Annotated in this window: 14 protein-coding genes; 9 read left to right on the forward strand and 5 right to left on the reverse strand. The window is 43.1% G+C overall.

From position 1 onward, the window contains the following. Positions 1–288 precede the first annotated feature (288 nt). On the forward strand, positions 289–2,283 hold the full coding sequence (locus RH85_RS00360; protein ID WP_039948282.1) for a methyl-accepting chemotaxis protein: 1,995 nt from the start codon (positions 289–291) through the stop codon (positions 2,281–2,283). A 42-nt stretch (positions 2,284–2,325) separates the two neighbouring features. Here RH85_RS00360 and RH85_RS00365 read toward each other — a convergent pair whose 3' ends face one another. Both RH85_RS00365 and RH85_RS00370 read right to left on the reverse strand, forming a co-directional pair. Further along, positions 2,326–3,861 (reverse strand): bifunctional GNAT family N-acetyltransferase/carbon-nitrogen hydrolase family protein, encoded by a 1,536-nt coding sequence (locus RH85_RS00365; RefSeq protein ID WP_006710178.1) that lies wholly within the window; start codon positions 3,859–3,861, stop codon positions 2,326–2,328. A 214-nt stretch (positions 3,862–4,075) separates the two neighbouring features. Beyond that, entirely contained in the window at positions 4,076–4,369 is a 294-nt protein-coding gene (locus tag RH85_RS00370; RefSeq protein WP_006710179.1) for a hypothetical protein, read from the reverse strand. 286 nt (positions 4,370–4,655) lie between these two features. Between RH85_RS00370 and RH85_RS00375 the strand changes: the two genes are divergently transcribed. Continuing rightward, entirely contained in the window at positions 4,656–6,068 is a 1,413-nt protein-coding gene (locus RH85_RS00375; RefSeq protein WP_006710180.1) for an amidohydrolase family protein, read from the forward strand. A 71-nt stretch (positions 6,069–6,139) separates the two neighbouring features. On the opposite strand, the gene RH85_RS00380 is transcribed toward RH85_RS00375, so the two are convergent. Next, positions 6,140–7,411: a mechanosensitive ion channel family protein gene (locus RH85_RS00380; RefSeq protein ID WP_006710181.1), complete on the reverse strand. Its 1,272-nt coding sequence runs from the start codon at positions 7,409–7,411 to the stop codon at positions 6,140–6,142. A gap of 205 nt (positions 7,412–7,616) precedes the next feature. Beyond that, positions 7,617–8,225, reverse strand: a complete 609-nt coding sequence (locus RH85_RS00385) for a short chain dehydrogenase (protein ID WP_006710182.1) — start codon at positions 8,223–8,225, stop codon at positions 7,617–7,619. 99 nt (positions 8,226–8,324) lie between these two features. Between RH85_RS00385 and RH85_RS00390 the strand changes: the two genes are divergently transcribed. The 3 genes from RH85_RS00390 (at position 8,325) to RH85_RS00400 (ending at position 11,279) form a co-directional block, all read left to right on the forward strand. Next, the gene (locus tag RH85_RS00390; protein WP_039948291.1) at positions 8,325–9,221 is read left to right on the forward strand and encodes a LysR family transcriptional regulator; all 897 of its coding nucleotides are present in this window, start codon (positions 8,325–8,327) and stop codon (positions 9,219–9,221) included. A gap of 472 nt (positions 9,222–9,693) precedes the next feature. Beyond that, positions 9,694–10,023, forward strand: coding sequence for a helix-turn-helix domain-containing protein (locus tag RH85_RS00395; protein WP_006710184.1), 330 nt, complete (start codon positions 9,694–9,696; stop codon positions 10,021–10,023). Further along, the gene (locus tag RH85_RS00400) at positions 10,020–11,279 is read left to right on the forward strand and encodes a type II toxin-antitoxin system HipA family toxin (protein WP_006710185.1); all 1,260 of its coding nucleotides are present in this window, start codon (positions 10,020–10,022) and stop codon (positions 11,277–11,279) included. The genes RH85_RS00395 and RH85_RS00400 overlap by 4 nt, the downstream gene beginning before the upstream one ends. 465 nt (positions 11,280–11,744) lie before the next feature. Here the strand turns inward: RH85_RS00400 and RH85_RS00410 are convergent. Further along, positions 11,745–12,910, reverse strand: a protein-coding gene (locus tag RH85_RS00410) for an IS3 family transposase (RefSeq protein WP_086027057.1) whose coding sequence is annotated in 2 segments (ribosomal slippage) — positions 11,745–12,652 and positions 12,652–12,910 — 1,167 coding nt in all. Because the reading frame shifts where the segments join, the coding sequence is not laid out codon by codon here. A gap of 232 nt (positions 12,911–13,142) precedes the next feature. Here RH85_RS00410 and RH85_RS00420 point away from each other — a divergent pair. From RH85_RS00420 to RH85_RS00435, 4 genes are all read left to right on the forward strand, one after another. Next, positions 13,143–13,724 carry a recombinase family protein gene (locus RH85_RS00420; RefSeq protein WP_006710188.1) on the forward strand — a complete coding sequence of 194 codons (582 nt, stop codon included), beginning with the start codon at positions 13,143–13,145 and terminating at the stop codon, positions 13,722–13,724. Positions 13,725–14,121: 397 nt separating this feature from the next. After that, positions 14,122–14,328 (forward strand): hypothetical protein, encoded by a 207-nt coding sequence (locus RH85_RS00425; protein WP_006710189.1) that lies wholly within the window; start codon positions 14,122–14,124, stop codon positions 14,326–14,328. A gap of 53 nt (positions 14,329–14,381) precedes the next feature. Next, entirely contained in the window at positions 14,382–15,569 is a 1,188-nt protein-coding gene (locus RH85_RS00430) for a reverse transcriptase family protein (protein WP_006710190.1), read from the forward strand. Beyond that, positions 15,570–15,788, forward strand: coding sequence for a retron Se72 family effector protein (locus tag RH85_RS00435; protein WP_006710191.1), 219 nt, complete (start codon positions 15,570–15,572; stop codon positions 15,786–15,788). The last annotated feature ends 24 nt before the right edge of the window (positions 15,789–15,812 follow it).

Below are 15,812 nucleotides of genomic sequence, written 5' to 3' on the forward strand. Positions count from 1 at the left end.
TTAATTAATATAAGCAATGCTTTTGACAAAAACAATGTTGTTCAAAAAGTGCACTGCTCAATGGTATTTCTGACGCCACTCAAAATGTGTGCGATAAATTTTTTCGAACGATTGGTTTTTATTTTTGGCCATTTTATTAGCAGTAGATTCTTACCATGGTTTCGTAAAGCACCTGCTCGTGGATAAGCAGTTTGAGGTTAAAGCACACAATGTGGCTTTGTAACTGTATTAAGTCAGCATTAAAAAATAAATACAAAAAGGTTATCAGTTTCTATCGTTGGAGAAGAAATGAAAAATAATACACACAGCTCGCCTTCTTGGTTAACGAGCTTATCTTTACGTACATTATTGTTGTTGCCAGTCGGGATATCGCTGTTTGCTTCTGCCATTGTCTCTTGCTTGATCTTAGTCTTTTTAGAAGAAATGAAACAAGGTGTTGAGTATTCAACATCACGCGCTGAACGCGCTGAATCAGCTGCGCTATTAGACAATAATTGGAACAATATCCGCGTTGATACGCGCGACATGATGATGGCGGATACTGAGAAATTGCGCGCGGAGCTGCAAGGCATCAACGATCATATCAAGGAAACACAAGATCTGATCAACAGTGAATTTATTGCTAATCCTTCGATGTCTCAAGGCACTAAAGACGATATGCAACGTGTCTTTGAAAACATGAATGGTTACTCGAAAACGTTATCAACCACGGTTGAACAGTATGAATTGATTCACGAACAGTGGTGGACGCATACACCAAATATGTGGGCGCCGTTGTTTGCTATGGTTAACGAAGTGATGGAATACGCAGAAGTTAACGATGATCTCGATGTTGCGGTGTGGCAAAAGCAAGGCGAGCAGTTGGTTAAAAATCTAGACAGTTACTATTCAAGTATGTCGATGAATGTCTTCATGCGTGTTGATGTAAGCCGTGATCAGACACTTGGTTACCTAACCAATGCGGGAAAAATATTAGATGAGTTTGACTGGTTACCTGCGGTTAAAAACTTTAAAGACACCACTTTCCAAGGGTATATCACTTCAACGGATGTTATTTTTGCTGCGTTAGAAGCGGACAAGCAAGCAACCACGACTCGTGTTGAGTTTGCTGGTGATATTCGTACTGCCATTGTTACAGTCATTGAACGTAACATGCAAATGCTCGGTGAAGCGAATAATACCTCGCTCGCTACGATCAACAAGGTTATCTCAGTTCAAGTGATCTCTTGGATTGTAGCGGCGTTGGTGTCGATTGCTTTCTGTATCTATCTAGTGCGCCACTTTATCCAGATCTTTGGTCAGCTAACGGTGACATTGCATTCAATGGCGAGCAAAGACTTCTCAACCCGAACGCACATTAAAGGTAAAAATGAGTTAGCTCGCCTTGCAATGAATGCCGATGAAACGGTGGTGTCGATCAGCCGTGTTATTGATGAAGTCCGTGGGCAGGGCGCTGAAGTGTCAGCGAGTTCAACGCAGTTAGCGGCCGTGATGGTACAAAGCTCAGCTAACGCACAAGAGCAGAACCAACAAGTACAACAAATTGCCGCAGCAGTGGCTGAGATGTCGGCATCTGCAGGAATTGTTGCTGAGTCAGCTAAACTCACGGAATCTCGTGCGATCATGGCTTACAGCGCGTGTGAGCAGGGCCAATCGTTAGCACAAGAAAACAGCCAACGTGCCAATGATCTAACGGCGCAACTGGGTGAAACCGCGGTGGTGGTCGATAACCTTAAACAGCGTTGTCATAGCATTAGTGAAGTGGCGGAAGTGATCAGTGCGATTTCAGACCAAACCAACTTACTGGCGCTAAATGCAGCGATTGAAGCGGCACGCGCGGGTGAGCTTGGCCGTGGTTTTGCCGTGGTGGCAGATGAAGTTCGCTCACTGGCAGGCAAAACGCAAAACTCGACTGAGCACATCAAATCGATTATCGAAGAGCTGCAACGTCAATCAGATACTGCGCAAATCACAGTACAAAGCTGCTTAGAAAAAGTGGATGAAGTACGTGAAGCATCAAGTGTCGTAGTAGACAAAATTTCGGCAACTCAGCAAGCAGTGGCAGAGATTAATGATAGCTCGACAGAAATGTCGGTGGCGGCTGAGCAGCAATCAAAAGCGTCAGAAGAGATCAGTGAATCGCTGCATGGCATCAAAGATACCATTGCACAAAATATGGCTGGCATTGATGAATCAAGCCAAGCATCGAACTTCTTATCTGAGTTGGCTGAGCGTCAAAGCAGCCGTTTGAAAGAGTTCCAGCTCACTGCAGTAAACAGTTAAGCACAATAAAAAAGCCGCTAACCTTGAGTTAGCGGCTTTTTTTTATTTCATTTTGGCTTGGGTAAAACCGCCATATAAATCGGTTCTGCGATGGCGTAAATTTGTCACCGATCCTTCGGTATTAAGCTGTTTGAGCTTGGTTAAATCCACATCAGCAAAAATGATCATTTCAGTATTGGCATTGGCCTCGGTTAAAGTTGCATCATGTGGGAAATAAATATCCGACGGAGAGAACACCGCCGACTGGGCATATTGAATATCCACATTATCCACTCGCGGTAAATTACCAACACTGCCACCAATCGCTACATAACACTCATTTTCTATCGCTCGTGCTTGTGAGCAAATTCGTACTCGTTGATAACCATTTTTGGTGTCAGTCCAAAATGGCACAAAGATGATCTGTACGCCTTCTTCGGCCATCATGCGGCCAAGTTCAGGAAATTCACTATCGTAACAAATTAAAATGCCCACACGGCCAGCATCAGTATCAAATACCGTGACTTTATTGCCACCATCAATGACCCAGTCCTTCTCTTCGTGCGGAGTAATATGCACCTTGTACTGAGCGTTTATCTGACCATCTCGTTGCAGCAAATAAGCGACGTTATACAGCTTGTCATCTTCAATAACCGGCATACTGCCCGCGATAATATTGATATTGTAAGTGACCGCCATTTGCGAAAAACGGTATTTGATTTCCTCACTAAAGCTGGCAAGAAAACGAATTGCTTCCACCGAATTTTGATCTTTTTGTAGCCCCATTAATGGCGCATTGAAAAACTCCGGGAAGAGGGCAAAGTCGGCTTTGTAGTTCGCCAGTGATGAGATGAAAAATTCCGCTTGGTCGAGCAGATCTTCCAAATCATTCATCGCACGCATTTGCCATTGCACTACGCCAATACGCACTAAGGTCTTCTCCACATCGTGGACAGACTGCACATCCTCTTCGTAGAAGAAGTTATCCCATTCCAACAGTGTCGCGTAGCCTTTAGAGGCATCATCTTCGGGGAGGTAATTACGCATGATACGTTTGACATCAAACCCGTTCGCCAACTGGAAAGAAAGGATCGGATCATGCAACTCGCGGCGTTTTACCTTATCGATATAATCGGCCACGCTCACTTCGCTGGCATGCTCGTGGTAATGCGGAATACGGCCACCTGCCAAAATGGCTTTAAAGTTCATGCTGCGACAAAGCTCTTTGCGCGCATCATAAAGGCGACGCCCCAAGCGTAATCCGCGATAGTCTGGGTGGACGAAAACATCCAAACCATACATGGCATCACCGGTCACTTGGTTTTGAATTACGTTGTTTTCGGTAATGATGTCGGTATAGAGGTGCGGCAGTGAGAAGCGGTTGTAATCGACCTTAATCGTTAGCGCTGCACCAACAATTTTACCATTGTCTTCAATGCATATTTGCCCATCAGGAAACTGATGGATTAAATCCATGATGGTTAACCGTGGCCAAGAGCCGCCCACATCATGAAAAACTAAATCCATTAACTGAGCCAATTCGGGATAATCAGCCGGTTCGATTGTGCGTAGTGAAAGCTTTGGCGAGTTGCCGTCCATATCAGGTCATCCATTTTACCGTTTCATAGAGTATGGCTGAGAATGCCACAAATAGGGGGAGGCAGATACATCGGTTACTCACAGTTTTTGAGTGATGGGTAAAGCTCTATTACCCGTTAACTATTAGTACTGAAGGTGATATGAGAAAAAGAAAACCTCCTTGTAGGAGGCCTTTCATCACGGGGAAATTGCGGTTAACAACGCGCCATATTGTTCACATCAAATCACGCATCAAGGTTTCATATTCCTCATGGGCATTATCAACTAGATTCGAAAGTTCTAGACCGTCGCCTGTCGCCAAGCTCAAATGCCATGACAAGGCATTATCTTTTCCACACACGCGAATTCCCCCCTCGCTGCATATAAATGAGAGGTCATCAAATTCGCTACTATGACGCTGATTGAGTTCAATTATTTCCACTTCAAGTTTGCCGAGTGGATTAACCTCGACTCGGGCGTGCAGATCGGGGCTATCAGATAAACAGTACTTTCTTTCAACGGTAATCATGACGTTTTCCTTGCAGACGTAATGGCCAACGAACTATCAGTGTAGACAAGCGCAAAACATTATTGAGTGACTTAATAATGAATGTTGTCGATCGTCGCTTGGTGGGCAGAAAATGGCGAAAAATAGGGGTGTGACGAGTGGCGGTGATTGGTCTCTTTTTCTTTGTTTTATTATGTGAACTTCATCGCTTAATTGTGTGTGAATTATCTACTGTTTTCTCGATAGTATGGCTAATATCGCAGCAATATTTATCGCTTAACATTGAGCTGTTTATTTAGGTAAAGGCATGAAAATAAAAACGAAAACCCTTATAGCTACCAGCATTGCTTGTGCATGTGCCAGTCTGCCCGTATTTGCTGCTGAAAAAGTCGACCTGATCATCACCAATGCCCAAATCCTACCCATGGATGGTCAACAACGTATCATCGATGATGGGGCGATTGTGGTGAAAGGCAACAAGATTGTTGCCTTAGGTGAGATGAAGATTGCCAGCCAATACCAGGCGAAACGTACCATTGATGCCGGTGGCGATATCGTCATGCCGGGCATGATCAACACTCACAACCACATCCCAATGGTTGCGTTTCGTGGCTTAGGAGAAAATGGGGTTGAGAATCGTCTGATCAACTTTATGTTCCCGCTTGAAAAAGAGATGCTTTCACGTGATTTGATTCGTACCGCCTCTCGTCATGCCGCGATGGAATTGGCATTGTCTGGTGTTACGCTGATCACCGATATGTATTACCACGAAGATGAAGTGGCGAAATCGGTCGCCGAAGTTGGCATTCGCGGCGTACTAGGTGAGACGGTGATTGGATTTCCAGTGGTTGATGCCAAACAGCCTTATGGTGGCCTTGAGTACGCAGAAAAATTTATTGATGAGTGGAAAGATCACCCATTAATCACCCCAGCCGTAGCCCCTCATGCGCCTTACACTGTTTCAGCTGAATGGCTGATCAAAGCCAAAGATCTCGCGGTAGAAAAACAAGTCCCTTTGCTCACACACCTAGCGGAATTTACTTGGGAAGAGTCAAAAACCGATGCGTTCTCTGAGCAAATGCAGCCAGGCCAATCGGTCATTGAGTATTTGGATTCGATCGGCTTTTTGGTGGATAACCTAGTGGCCGCACACGTAAACCATCTTGACGAGCAAGACATGGAGTTGCTCAAGAAGCATGGCGTGGGTATTGCTCATAACCCGAAAGCCAATACCAAAGGCAACAATGGCTATTCACCATCGTGGGATATGGTCAATAAAGGCTTGGATGTTGGTTTAGGTACCGATGGGCCAATGTCATCGAATCAAATGGATATCATCAATGTGATGGGCTACGCCGCAGTGGTAGCACGTACCAACCATGGTGATAATGCTAAATTTACCCCATATGAGCTGGTGGAACTCGCCACGATTGGTGGGGCGCGTGTACTGGATATGGATGATGAAATTGGCTCACTAGAAGTGGGTAAAAAAGCCGATATCGTTATCGTGGATACTGACGCGCCGAATACCCAGCCAAACTACGACCCCTTTGCGACGCTCGCGTTTTCTGCTTATCCACAAAACGTCACACACACCATTGTTGATGGCAAAGTGATTGTGGCCGACGGTAAGCTAACCACGGTATCGCAACAAGCCCACGATAAAGAGTGGTTGCCAGTGACAAAGAAAGTGGGCGAATTTGCCAAAACACTGAACTAGCCATACTTTACATCGACCGTTGGCGAAACAAGTTTCGATGATTAGTGAACACATCACTAATCATCGAAGCGCTATTGTTTGTGACCCACGCCAATTGCAAAAGCATCATTACTGCTAAGGGCTTGATAAGGGCGTAAGCCAAACATCGGCATGATGGAGTAGATATGATCGAAAAGATCCGCTTGAACACCTTCGTAAACCGCCCAATCCACATTGTTGCTAAAGGCATAAACCTGCAAAGGAATGCCTTCTGAGGTCGGTTGCAACTGACGCACCATGATCAGCATATACTGATGAATATCTTTATTGGCGCGCAGATAAGCGTTGAGGTAAGCGCGGAACAAACCTAAGTTGGTCATTTGGCGTGTGTTGCCAATGCCTTCCGCATCCTCGCCAAGCTCTTCGTTGTACTGATTAATATCGCGCATGGTTTCGTAAATATACTGACGCAGAAGCCGAATTTTCTTCATTGATTCTATCTCGTCATCTTGCATGAAACGAATGGAAGTGACGTCGATATTAACCGATCGTTCAATACGGCGACCGCCAGAATCTGACATGCCTTGCCAGTTGATAAACGCATTTTGCACCAATGCATAAGCAGGCAGCATACTGACGGTGTTATCAAAGTTTCTCACTTTGACCGTGGTGAGCGAGATCTCTTCAACCGTACCATTGGCGCCGTAAGCGTTCATCTGAATCCAGTCGTTTAAGCTGATCATACGGTTAGCCGAAAGCTGAATACCCGCCACAAAGCCTAATATGGTGTCTTTAAACACCAGCATGACAAAACCCGTAGCCACCCCAAGACCCGATAAGAAAATAACCGGCGACTCATTGGCGAGTATAGAAATCACAATCACTAAACCGACAAAGAAGGTAAACAGCTTAATTAACTGTACAAAGCTTTTGATCGGCATTTTGCGTGTAATGCCTTTAAAGGTCGCAATGTCGTTAAGGGCATCCAAAAGGGCAAAGATGAGCCACACAATCATAAACAGCAGCGATATGCTTAAGAGCCGATCCAGTACGTTAGCGAGCAAGGTGTAATGCCCGACTGCAATAGGCAATAACACATCTAAGATCATCAATGGCACGAGCAGGGATATTTTTCCCAGTAAGTCGAATTTGGCTAAACTCTCGGCCAGTGGTTTGTTGGTTTTTTGCAGTACATTTTTGACCGATCGAACAATCAGATGGTGAACGATGAGATAACTCATGCCAGCAACAGCAAAAGATACCAATGCAAACACACTGGTTAATTCAATGCCGTAAGGATCGCTGTTGATGCCGACGTTAGCCAGTTTCGTGGCAATATAGTTGCGAATATGATGCTCAAGCAAAATAGCATCCTCTAAGTTGTTATTAGTCTGGGAGGGAAAGAACGAGTAGTGATGCAACTCGTTCATTTTTATAGTGTAGCGTGATAATAACAGCTTGAACGGAAGTTTGTGTTAGAGGAGAGGCGGGGAGCTTTTAGCCACGGGTATTGAGACTTGATAATGACGTAAAGCCGCTCAATAGAGCGGCTATGTCTAGGAAAGGAAATTAGTTACCAGCAAACGCTTTGAAGGTTTGACCATTTTCAATGCCTAACGTACTACGTAGGTAAGATTTCGCGACATCTTTTGCCGCCATAGAATGAAAACCGGGGAAGTAGTCCCCATAAGTAGCCAGTGATTCACTCACAACCGTTGGGCTAACCGCATTGATGCGAATTCCACGTGGTAGTTCGTGTGATACGGCCATCACAAAGTGCTCAAGTGCGCCATTGAGCGTCGCGGCGCTGACACCATAGGCAATCGGATAATCAGCAACGATACCGCTGGTCAGTGTGATACTGCCATTATCGTTGAGGTAGCTGAGGGCAATTTGTGCTAAATTAACCTGCCCCATTAAACGACTATTAATGCCGACATCCCACTCTTCACGGCTAATATTTTCAAAGGTATTAAAGACCACATCACCAGTAGCACAAATGATGCCATCAAGTTTACCGATTTTATCTAGTGCAGCATGAATTGAATTGGGATCAGTAATATCAATTTGCACGTCACCACTTGATTTACCAGCCATTACCACCTCGTGCTGCTCTTGAAGTGCTTGAGTGACTTCTGAACCAATGGTACCTGCTGCGCCGATTACTAAAATTTTCATTGTTTTTCTCCTCTGTGTTTATGTTTTGTATCTTATGGTGTTGAGAGTTACAGAAAAACCGCACAAAATGAGCACACTGTTTACTAAATGGTGTTAATGATGAATTTAATCTATCTACAAACTTTTTTGACGGTGGCTCAAGAGGGTAGCTTTACTAAAGCGGCGGATGTATTGGATGTATCGAAAGGGCTGGTTTCTCGGCATATTCAACGTTTAGAAATGTCACTAAATAGTAAGCTCTTCCATCGCACCACTCGTTCGATTAGCTTGACCGAATCTGGTCGTGACTTATTAACGCGGGCACAACAGATCCAATTGTTGGCAACAGAAGCCGAAATGCGGGTGCGAGACATGGCGCAAGAGATCAGTGGTGAGTTGAGAATCACCGCACCATTAGAGTTTGGCCGTTCATTGTGCCAGAGCGTGATCCCGGCATATTGCCAACAAAACCCGAAAGTCGAGGTGATCTGTGATTTTGGCCCAGGGAAAAAGCGTATCGAGCTGGGTGAGTTTGATGTGGCGATTCGTGCCTTTGATACATTGCCAGAGGATGTGGTAGCAAAAGAGTTGGGTGATATGCGTAACGTATTGGTTGCCGCACCGGATTTTTTCGCCACTTTAGAGACGGTTACCATAGACAATATTGAACAGCTGCCATTTGTGCTGAATAGTCAAAATGAGCGTTGGAACCACCTGCAATTGGTGCGAGGAGACGAGATTGTCTTTAAACAAGTGACGGGGCATATTCGAGCCAACACCTACACGGCTATTCTGTCTTTGGCACAACAAGGTATGGGACTGGCTTGTGTGCCGTTTATGCATGTGGAAGCAATGATTGAGCGGGGAGAGTTGGTGCAAGTATTACCACAGTGGTCGGCCAAGTCTCATAAGCTGAGTTTGATTTACGCGCAGCGCAGGATCACACCGTCAAAGTTGGTTAAATTTAACCAAGCGGTAGTGGATTGGTTGCGAGCGAACCCAAGGTATCTGATTTAGATCTACACTCCTGAACGGCAACGAATAACAACAGGCTCAAGTCTTGCCTTTTACTAGGTTCATTATGGTTTTATAGGCAGTTGAGTGGGAAGGGAGCTGCTGGTTTACTTAGCTTCAATTTTGAAAATGTTATTGCGCTAAATACAAAAAGGGCCAACTCTTGCGAGTTGGCCCTTTCCAAACGTTTGGTGTAAGTTGAACTTAATTTTTAACTTCATGTTTTTATTTAAGTTGTGTTGGTTTAACTTTAATTGGTGTACCTTTCTGTGTACCTATTCGTTACGGTTACCCCCATTTTTCACCCAAATAGGGTGTATTTCCTCAGAATTTAATTCTCTCATCCATCTCAATGGAACAACTCCTTAGTTGTTCATAATGTGCAATACAACTTTAAAGTTGTTATAAGGAATGTTTACAACTAATATGTTGTCCATGGTAACTGGTACAACGGTAGGGTTGTTTGGGGTGAGTAATGAAGAATATTGATGAAATTGCAGTGCTGCTTATCGAACAACGTAAAAAGCTGGGTATCGAGCAAAAAGATATGTACATGCGAATCGGCATGAAGCAGCAGCAGTATCAACGTATTGAGGCGGGTAGTGACGTAAAACTATCTACCTTGCTCAGAGTGCTGGAAGGGTTGGATTTAGAGCTTTCTATTGTTCCAAAGGGAGATAAAGCGCTCCCTTCCCTCGTCGAGAGGGTACCAGGTAGCCAAAGTGAACTTGGCAAAATTAAAGGTGAGCTAGAAGATGACTCTGATGACCTTGGGTTTTGGTTCAACTCAGAGGATAACGCATGAGTAAGCAGATCGAGAAAGTTGCAGGTTTAAACATCCAACTACACGGTATCGGTGTCGCCGTCATTGCGCATTATGCTGGTGGAAAAAACATACTAACCTTTAATCCCGAATTTATTGCGATGCCAGTTGAGAAGCGGCCTGTTTTTACATTGAGGCAACTGCGTGACCCTAGCTATTTAGATAAGCCCCAGATTCGGACCGATAAAATCCCACCTGTATTGTCCAACCTGTTGCCAGAGGGAGCATTGAGAGAGTTGACAGCCAAAGCGCTCCAATGCCACGTAAACAATGAGTTCTCGATTCTTGCCTACTTAGGCGCTAACTTACCAGGAGCACTAATCGCTAAGCCGATAAAAGCGGGTGATGTGCCCGATTGGGCGCTGGAGCAGCGATTATCAACAGAACCTCAACAAATCAATGTTAGACATGCTGATACCAAATTTTCATTGGCAGGCGTACAGATGAAGTTTTCCTCGTCACATCTAGATGGCCGATACCATATCGACCAGGAAATTTCTGAGGATATGTGGATTATTAAAACCCCATCCACCGTACACAAAGGTGTACCTGTCAATGAATATACCTGTATGAAGCTGGCTGAGGCGGCGGGGGCAGAGATACCTGAAATACGGCTAATTGAACTGGAAGAGCTTGAGGGGTTACCTAGTATTAAATTACCAGATGAGCAATATGCTTATGGCATTAAGCGATTCGATCGTAGTGACGAAGGGCGTATCCATACTGAAGATTTTGCTCAAGTATTTGGTCTTTACCCTTCGGATAAATATCAACGGGTTAACTATGAACAACTAGGCAACGTGCTCTATCAATCTAGTTCTGAACGATTGAAAGACATTCAGCAGATGGCAAGAAGGTTATTGATTAACATCTTGCTAGGAAACGGCGATGCACACCTGAAAAACTGGACGTTGATTTATAGTGATGCTTACTCCCCGCGCTTATCACCTCTTTATGACGTGGTATTCACCTCTCCATATATAGAAAATGACAGCCTTGCGCTGAACATGGTAGGAACCAAGCAGTGGTTTGAAATCACCATGAAACACTTTGAAGTGTGGGCTGAGAAAGCCGGTTCTCCGTGGGTTGCAATTAAGCCGCACCTGATTGATGTGATGAACCTAGCCCGAAAAAACTGGCCTGATTTACTGCAAGAGCTTCCTATGGAGGAAGGGCAAAAAGACGCGCTAAAGAAACACTGGGGCAAGTTGAGTGATGACTTCAGAATTCCCCTGTAGACGGATAAAAGAGAAATAGATGAGTAAATTACTTAAGCTAAAGAGATTTTTTACACTGGAGGAAGCCGGGAGATATCTCAGTAGTGCCTTTGAGGAAGATGTATCAGTGTCGGACATTTATTCTTTTGCACTAGACCGACATTTGATCCTGTCTGTCAAGTTTAACAGCGTAATAGAAGCATCTCCTGGGTATGAACTTGCTGAGTCAGAGTTACCCTACAGTGTGAATGAAAGTAATAGTTTTGTTTCTAGATTTGGTAGTAGGGTATTTTTTGAAGATGGAGTAATGATCACTGAGGGTATTTTTGACCTATCCTTGTTTGGCAGAGAATTCATGGATCTCAATGCGCTTTACATGAAGTCAGTAGGGGAGGTTGCTTGGGAGTGTTCCCCAGTTGATTCAGTTATTCTCAAGAAAAATGGCTTCTACTACAAGTTAAAAGGGATTGAGTCGCAGTGTAGTGGTCAACTAAAATTGGCCACGGTTTTAGAGTTTTCCCAATATAATCGTTCAGACTCATTAGGAGTTAGACCACCGTTATACTGATGTGGCCTGAGTTGGCAGTAATATCCAATGATGTAGCGAGTGATCTCTTGCTGAGCCTCAGCAAAGCTACGATAGCCCACCGTTGGCACCCATTCCGTTTTCAGACTTCTAAAGAAGCGCTCCGTCGGCGCATTATCCCAGCAATTTCCTCGGCGAGATAAACTCTGCTTTATTTGAAAACGCCACAGTAATTGGCGGTATTTACGACTGGTATAGTGACTACCTTGATCGCTGTGGAACATGACACCTTTAGGCTTACCACGAGACTCATAAGCCATCGAAAGAGCTTTGCCTGTTAGCCTAGAATCAGGTGATAACGACATCGACCTGCGGGCAAAAAGGTCGATAACAACCGCTAAATACATCCACCGATTACCTGTCCAAATATACGTAACATCACCAGCCCAGACTTCATTTGGCGCGGTAACCGCAAACTGGCGACCTAAGTGATTTGGAATTTCAATGTGTTCTTGTGAAGCCTTTCTGTAACGATGCTTTGGCTCTTGGCTACTCACTAAACCAAGAGTTTTCATAAACCTTGTTGCTCGATATCGGCTCAGCTTTACGCCCTGGTTTGTGACGATATCTGCAATGGTTCTCGCTCCCGCTGAGCCATTGCTTGCAGTGTGCGCCTCGTTCACCAAGCTGCGAAGTTTTACAACTTCAGCATTGATTGCCGTTGGGCGTTGATGCCAATAGTTATAACTGCTTCGATGAACATTGAAGACTTCACATAATGTTTTTATGCTGTAGCTCTGCTTGAGTTTCTTGATTATCAAGAATTGTTCAGTGAGTCCGACATCAACAGAGCCGTGGCTTTTTTTAGTATTTCATTATGCTCTTCAAGGCGAGCCAGCTTCTTTTTTAATTCCCGAATTTCTATTTGTTCAGGGGTCATAGGCGCAGCTTTCGGTGCTTTCCCTTGGCGCTCTTCTCTGAGCTGGCGAACCCATTTATCCATCGTGGATTTGCCCACATTCATGGCTTGGGCTGCTTCAGTCACTGAGTAGTTTTGATCTAGAACTAACTGCGCTGCTTCTAACTTAAAATCGGCACTAAATAGTCGTCTTGTACGTTTAGTCATAATGTCACCTTTTAACTTATGAGGTGATGATATCACCTCTAACTAAGTGACCAAATTCACTATGCCACTACACTGTCAAATAAACCTAATTAAGCTGGTATCAAAAAACATTCGTATGTTGATACCAGTTTTTTTTAACAGAACAGGTATCATTAAAGTAGGGTGTTTCATTTGTGATACTGAAACTATATGATACCAATATAGTTGATACCATTTATAGAGTAAGTGACCGATGCGTATTTTTTCATATTGCCGAGTTTCTACAACGGAACAAACGACTGAAAACCAGATTATTGCTATTCGCCAAAAAGGATATGACGTGAGTGATTCTCGTGTCATTAGTGAAACTGTATCTGGTTCGACTGAAGCAATGAAGCGAGAGAAATTTAAGATGTTAATCAATCACCAGATGGAAAGTGGCGATATGCTGGTGGTATTGAAGTTAGACCGTTTAGGGCGAGATAATATTGATGTGCAAAACACAATCAACTTGCTTACAAGCAAAGGAATGAAAGTTGTCTGTTTGGACTTACCTGTTGCTGATTTATCAAGTGCGGAAGGAAAGTTGATGCTTCAAATGTTTTCTGCTTTTGCAGAGTTTGAGCGCAATCGAATTCGAGAGCGTACGAGAGAGGGGCTTGAACGTGCTAAGCATCAGGGGACGAAACTTGGTAGGCCGAAAGCCCATAAAACCACAATTGCCGTGCAATCCAAAAAATCAGAGGGGTTGTCTCAGTTAAAAACGGCTAATGAACTTGGGTTAGGTATAGCCACGGTGAAAAGGCACTGGAATAAGCTGGCCCCCAAGGTTTGAGCTATTGTTAGTGCAAGATAGAGGTTCAATCCTGATACTATGAATATCGCTCTCTGAAAAACACATTTACAATCATGATGATAGTGAGTATCATATTCCTGTGGGTGATATTCGCCCATTTGCTTATTGTTTTCTTTGTGTAACAAACAGAAAAACGACGCTCTATCTTGAGCGAACTAATAATATTTTTTGATGTTATTGGTTCATGACCTGCATCCGTGCACCTTCTTCCGGTTTTTGCGCCCGAACGTATTCGATGCAAAAAAAATCCGAATTTGAGCGACGGTTGTCTGGCACTGATTAGAGAAGTCGGCTCAACGGTCATTACTAAGATTTCTGTAAACGTTTTTATTGGTCTGGCAGGCGATTACGCCAACAACTAATAGGAGCAAAAAAAATGTTTAAATTTAATTTACACATCCGTTACACAAATCAAAAAGAAAACACAGAACTCAATGTTGAAGCCAACTATGAATCTTCTGAATTGCAAAATGACCAGAGCCCAAGAAGTAAGGTAGGACTAGTTTTAGACTACGTCTTCTTGGCTGTTAATATCTTAAGTACAGTACCAATACTTTTGGATACAGTGTCTAATCTGATTTAACAGCTGACTTCTCTTTTTTAACTCCTTTCCCTATTGTTGGTGTTTTTTATCTTATGGATAAGCCCCATTACCCTTGTCAGCCTATTGGTTCTATTGATGTTTTAGCCAACACTTTAGGTGTGCATAAAAGAAAGCTTATTAGCATCGCATCTAAGGTTAATACATCTTACTCATCTTATGAGTTGCCAGCACATCCAATAACAAAAAAAGTTAGAACGGTTGTGGAAGCTAAGCATGAGCTAAAAAAAATCCAAAAGAGAATAAACTCTAGAATTTTCTTACATGTTAAATTCCCCGAGTACTTACAAGGCGGGATAAGAGCAACAGACAAAGTTAAGCGCGATTATATTGAAAATGCTACCAAGCATGGTCGTAGTCAAACACTTATAAATTTGGATGTAAAAAATTTTTACCCAAATATAAAGTCTGAAGTTGTTAGAGATATATTTAAATATTTCTTCAAATTTAGTGATGAAGTAGTGGATATTTTAACTACTCTAACTACGTATCGAGGATGTGTGCCTCAAGGCGGCTGTACTTCAAGTTATCTAGCTAATTTGGTTTTTTTTAATGATGAATATCGTTTAGTCAGTTCATTAAGAGGTAGGCAACTTAGGTATACTAGGTTGCTTGATGATATAACAATATCTTCTGTGAAAAAGATTGACCAGAAATTATCAGAAAAGATCATAAAAGAAGTCGCGGGAATGTTGAGAAAACGGAGTTTATCTCTCAAATCGCCCAAAACCAAAGTATCAGATCGTTCTGAAATGCATAAAGATTTTGAGGTGACAGGGCTGTGTGTCCGTGATAGTGAGCCTAAAGTACGGAAAAAGGATCGTCGTCATATCAGACAGTTGGTGTTTAACTGTGAGTTAAAGGCTGTCAATGATAGAACGAGCGATGAATATCATGCTCTTTGGAATAAAACATCTGGCTTGGTAGCTAAATTGAAACGATTGAAGCATTCTCAGGCTAGTGATTATAGAAAAAGACTTGCTGTGATACTGCCTCTATATGATCAGTATCAAGAAGGCAAAATTGTTAAACGTGCGAATGCAGCGCTAAAAGTACCGGTTGATTTACACTCTAAATTTGGTGTAATGCGACGTTTTAATTCACTTATCTATCAACTTGGGATTCTTTCTCGAACGAACAAAAGCGTAGCGAAAGGGCTAAGCTGTTTGTTAAAGAAACATTATTCCTCAGTGCCATCAATTAATGATTTTTGGGAAACTTAGATGACTAGAGATGTTGGCTATATAAATGTGTTTAATGATTTTAAAGGCTTTGGCTTCATTCGTAGAGTTAAAGGGAAAGACGTTTATTTTTCAATCGATGACTTCGATGTTGAAATGGATATTGAAAGTGTTTCAATTGGATTGAAAGTTGATTTCTTAGTTGAGAAAACGACTAAAGGCCCAAAGGCTTTAGATATAAAAATATTACCGTTAGTGTAGGTTATTTAGTTATTTAGTTATTTA

This window comes from Vibrio ichthyoenteri ATCC 700023 (assembly GCF_000222605.1).
Lineage (GTDB): Bacteria > Pseudomonadota > Gammaproteobacteria > Enterobacterales > Vibrionaceae > Vibrio > Vibrio ichthyoenteri.

Bases quoted from the DNA above. Each gene is read 5' to 3' on its own strand.
- RH85_RS00360 (WP_039948282.1), top strand. From the start codon at position 289: ATGAAAAATAATACACACAGCTCGCCTTCTTGGTTAACGAGCTTATCT.
- RH85_RS00365 (WP_006710178.1), bottom strand. From the start codon at position 3,861: ATGGACGGCAACTCGCCAAAGCTTTCACTACGCACAATCGAACCGGCT.
- RH85_RS00370 (WP_006710179.1), bottom strand. From the start codon at position 4,369: ATGATTACCGTTGAAAGAAAGTACTGTTTATCTGATAGCCCCGATCTG.
- RH85_RS00375 (WP_006710180.1), top strand. From the start codon at position 4,656: ATGAAAATAAAAACGAAAACCCTTATAGCTACCAGCATTGCTTGTGCA.
- RH85_RS00385 (WP_006710182.1), bottom strand. From the start codon at position 8,225: ATGAAAATTTTAGTAATCGGCGCAGCAGGTACCATTGGTTCAGAAGTC.
- RH85_RS00390 (WP_039948291.1), top strand. From the start codon at position 8,325: ATGAATTTAATCTATCTACAAACTTTTTTGACGGTGGCTCAAGAGGGT.
- RH85_RS00395 (WP_006710184.1), top strand. From the start codon at position 9,694: ATGAAGAATATTGATGAAATTGCAGTGCTGCTTATCGAACAACGTAAA.
- RH85_RS00400 (WP_006710185.1), top strand. From the start codon at position 10,020: ATGAGTAAGCAGATCGAGAAAGTTGCAGGTTTAAACATCCAACTACAC.
- RH85_RS00420 (WP_006710188.1), top strand. From the start codon at position 13,143: ATGCGTATTTTTTCATATTGCCGAGTTTCTACAACGGAACAAACGACT.
- RH85_RS00425 (WP_006710189.1), top strand. From the start codon at position 14,122: ATGTTTAAATTTAATTTACACATCCGTTACACAAATCAAAAAGAAAAC.
- RH85_RS00430 (WP_006710190.1), top strand. From the start codon at position 14,382: ATGGATAAGCCCCATTACCCTTGTCAGCCTATTGGTTCTATTGATGTT.
- RH85_RS00435 (WP_006710191.1), top strand. From the start codon at position 15,570: ATGACTAGAGATGTTGGCTATATAAATGTGTTTAATGATTTTAAAGGC.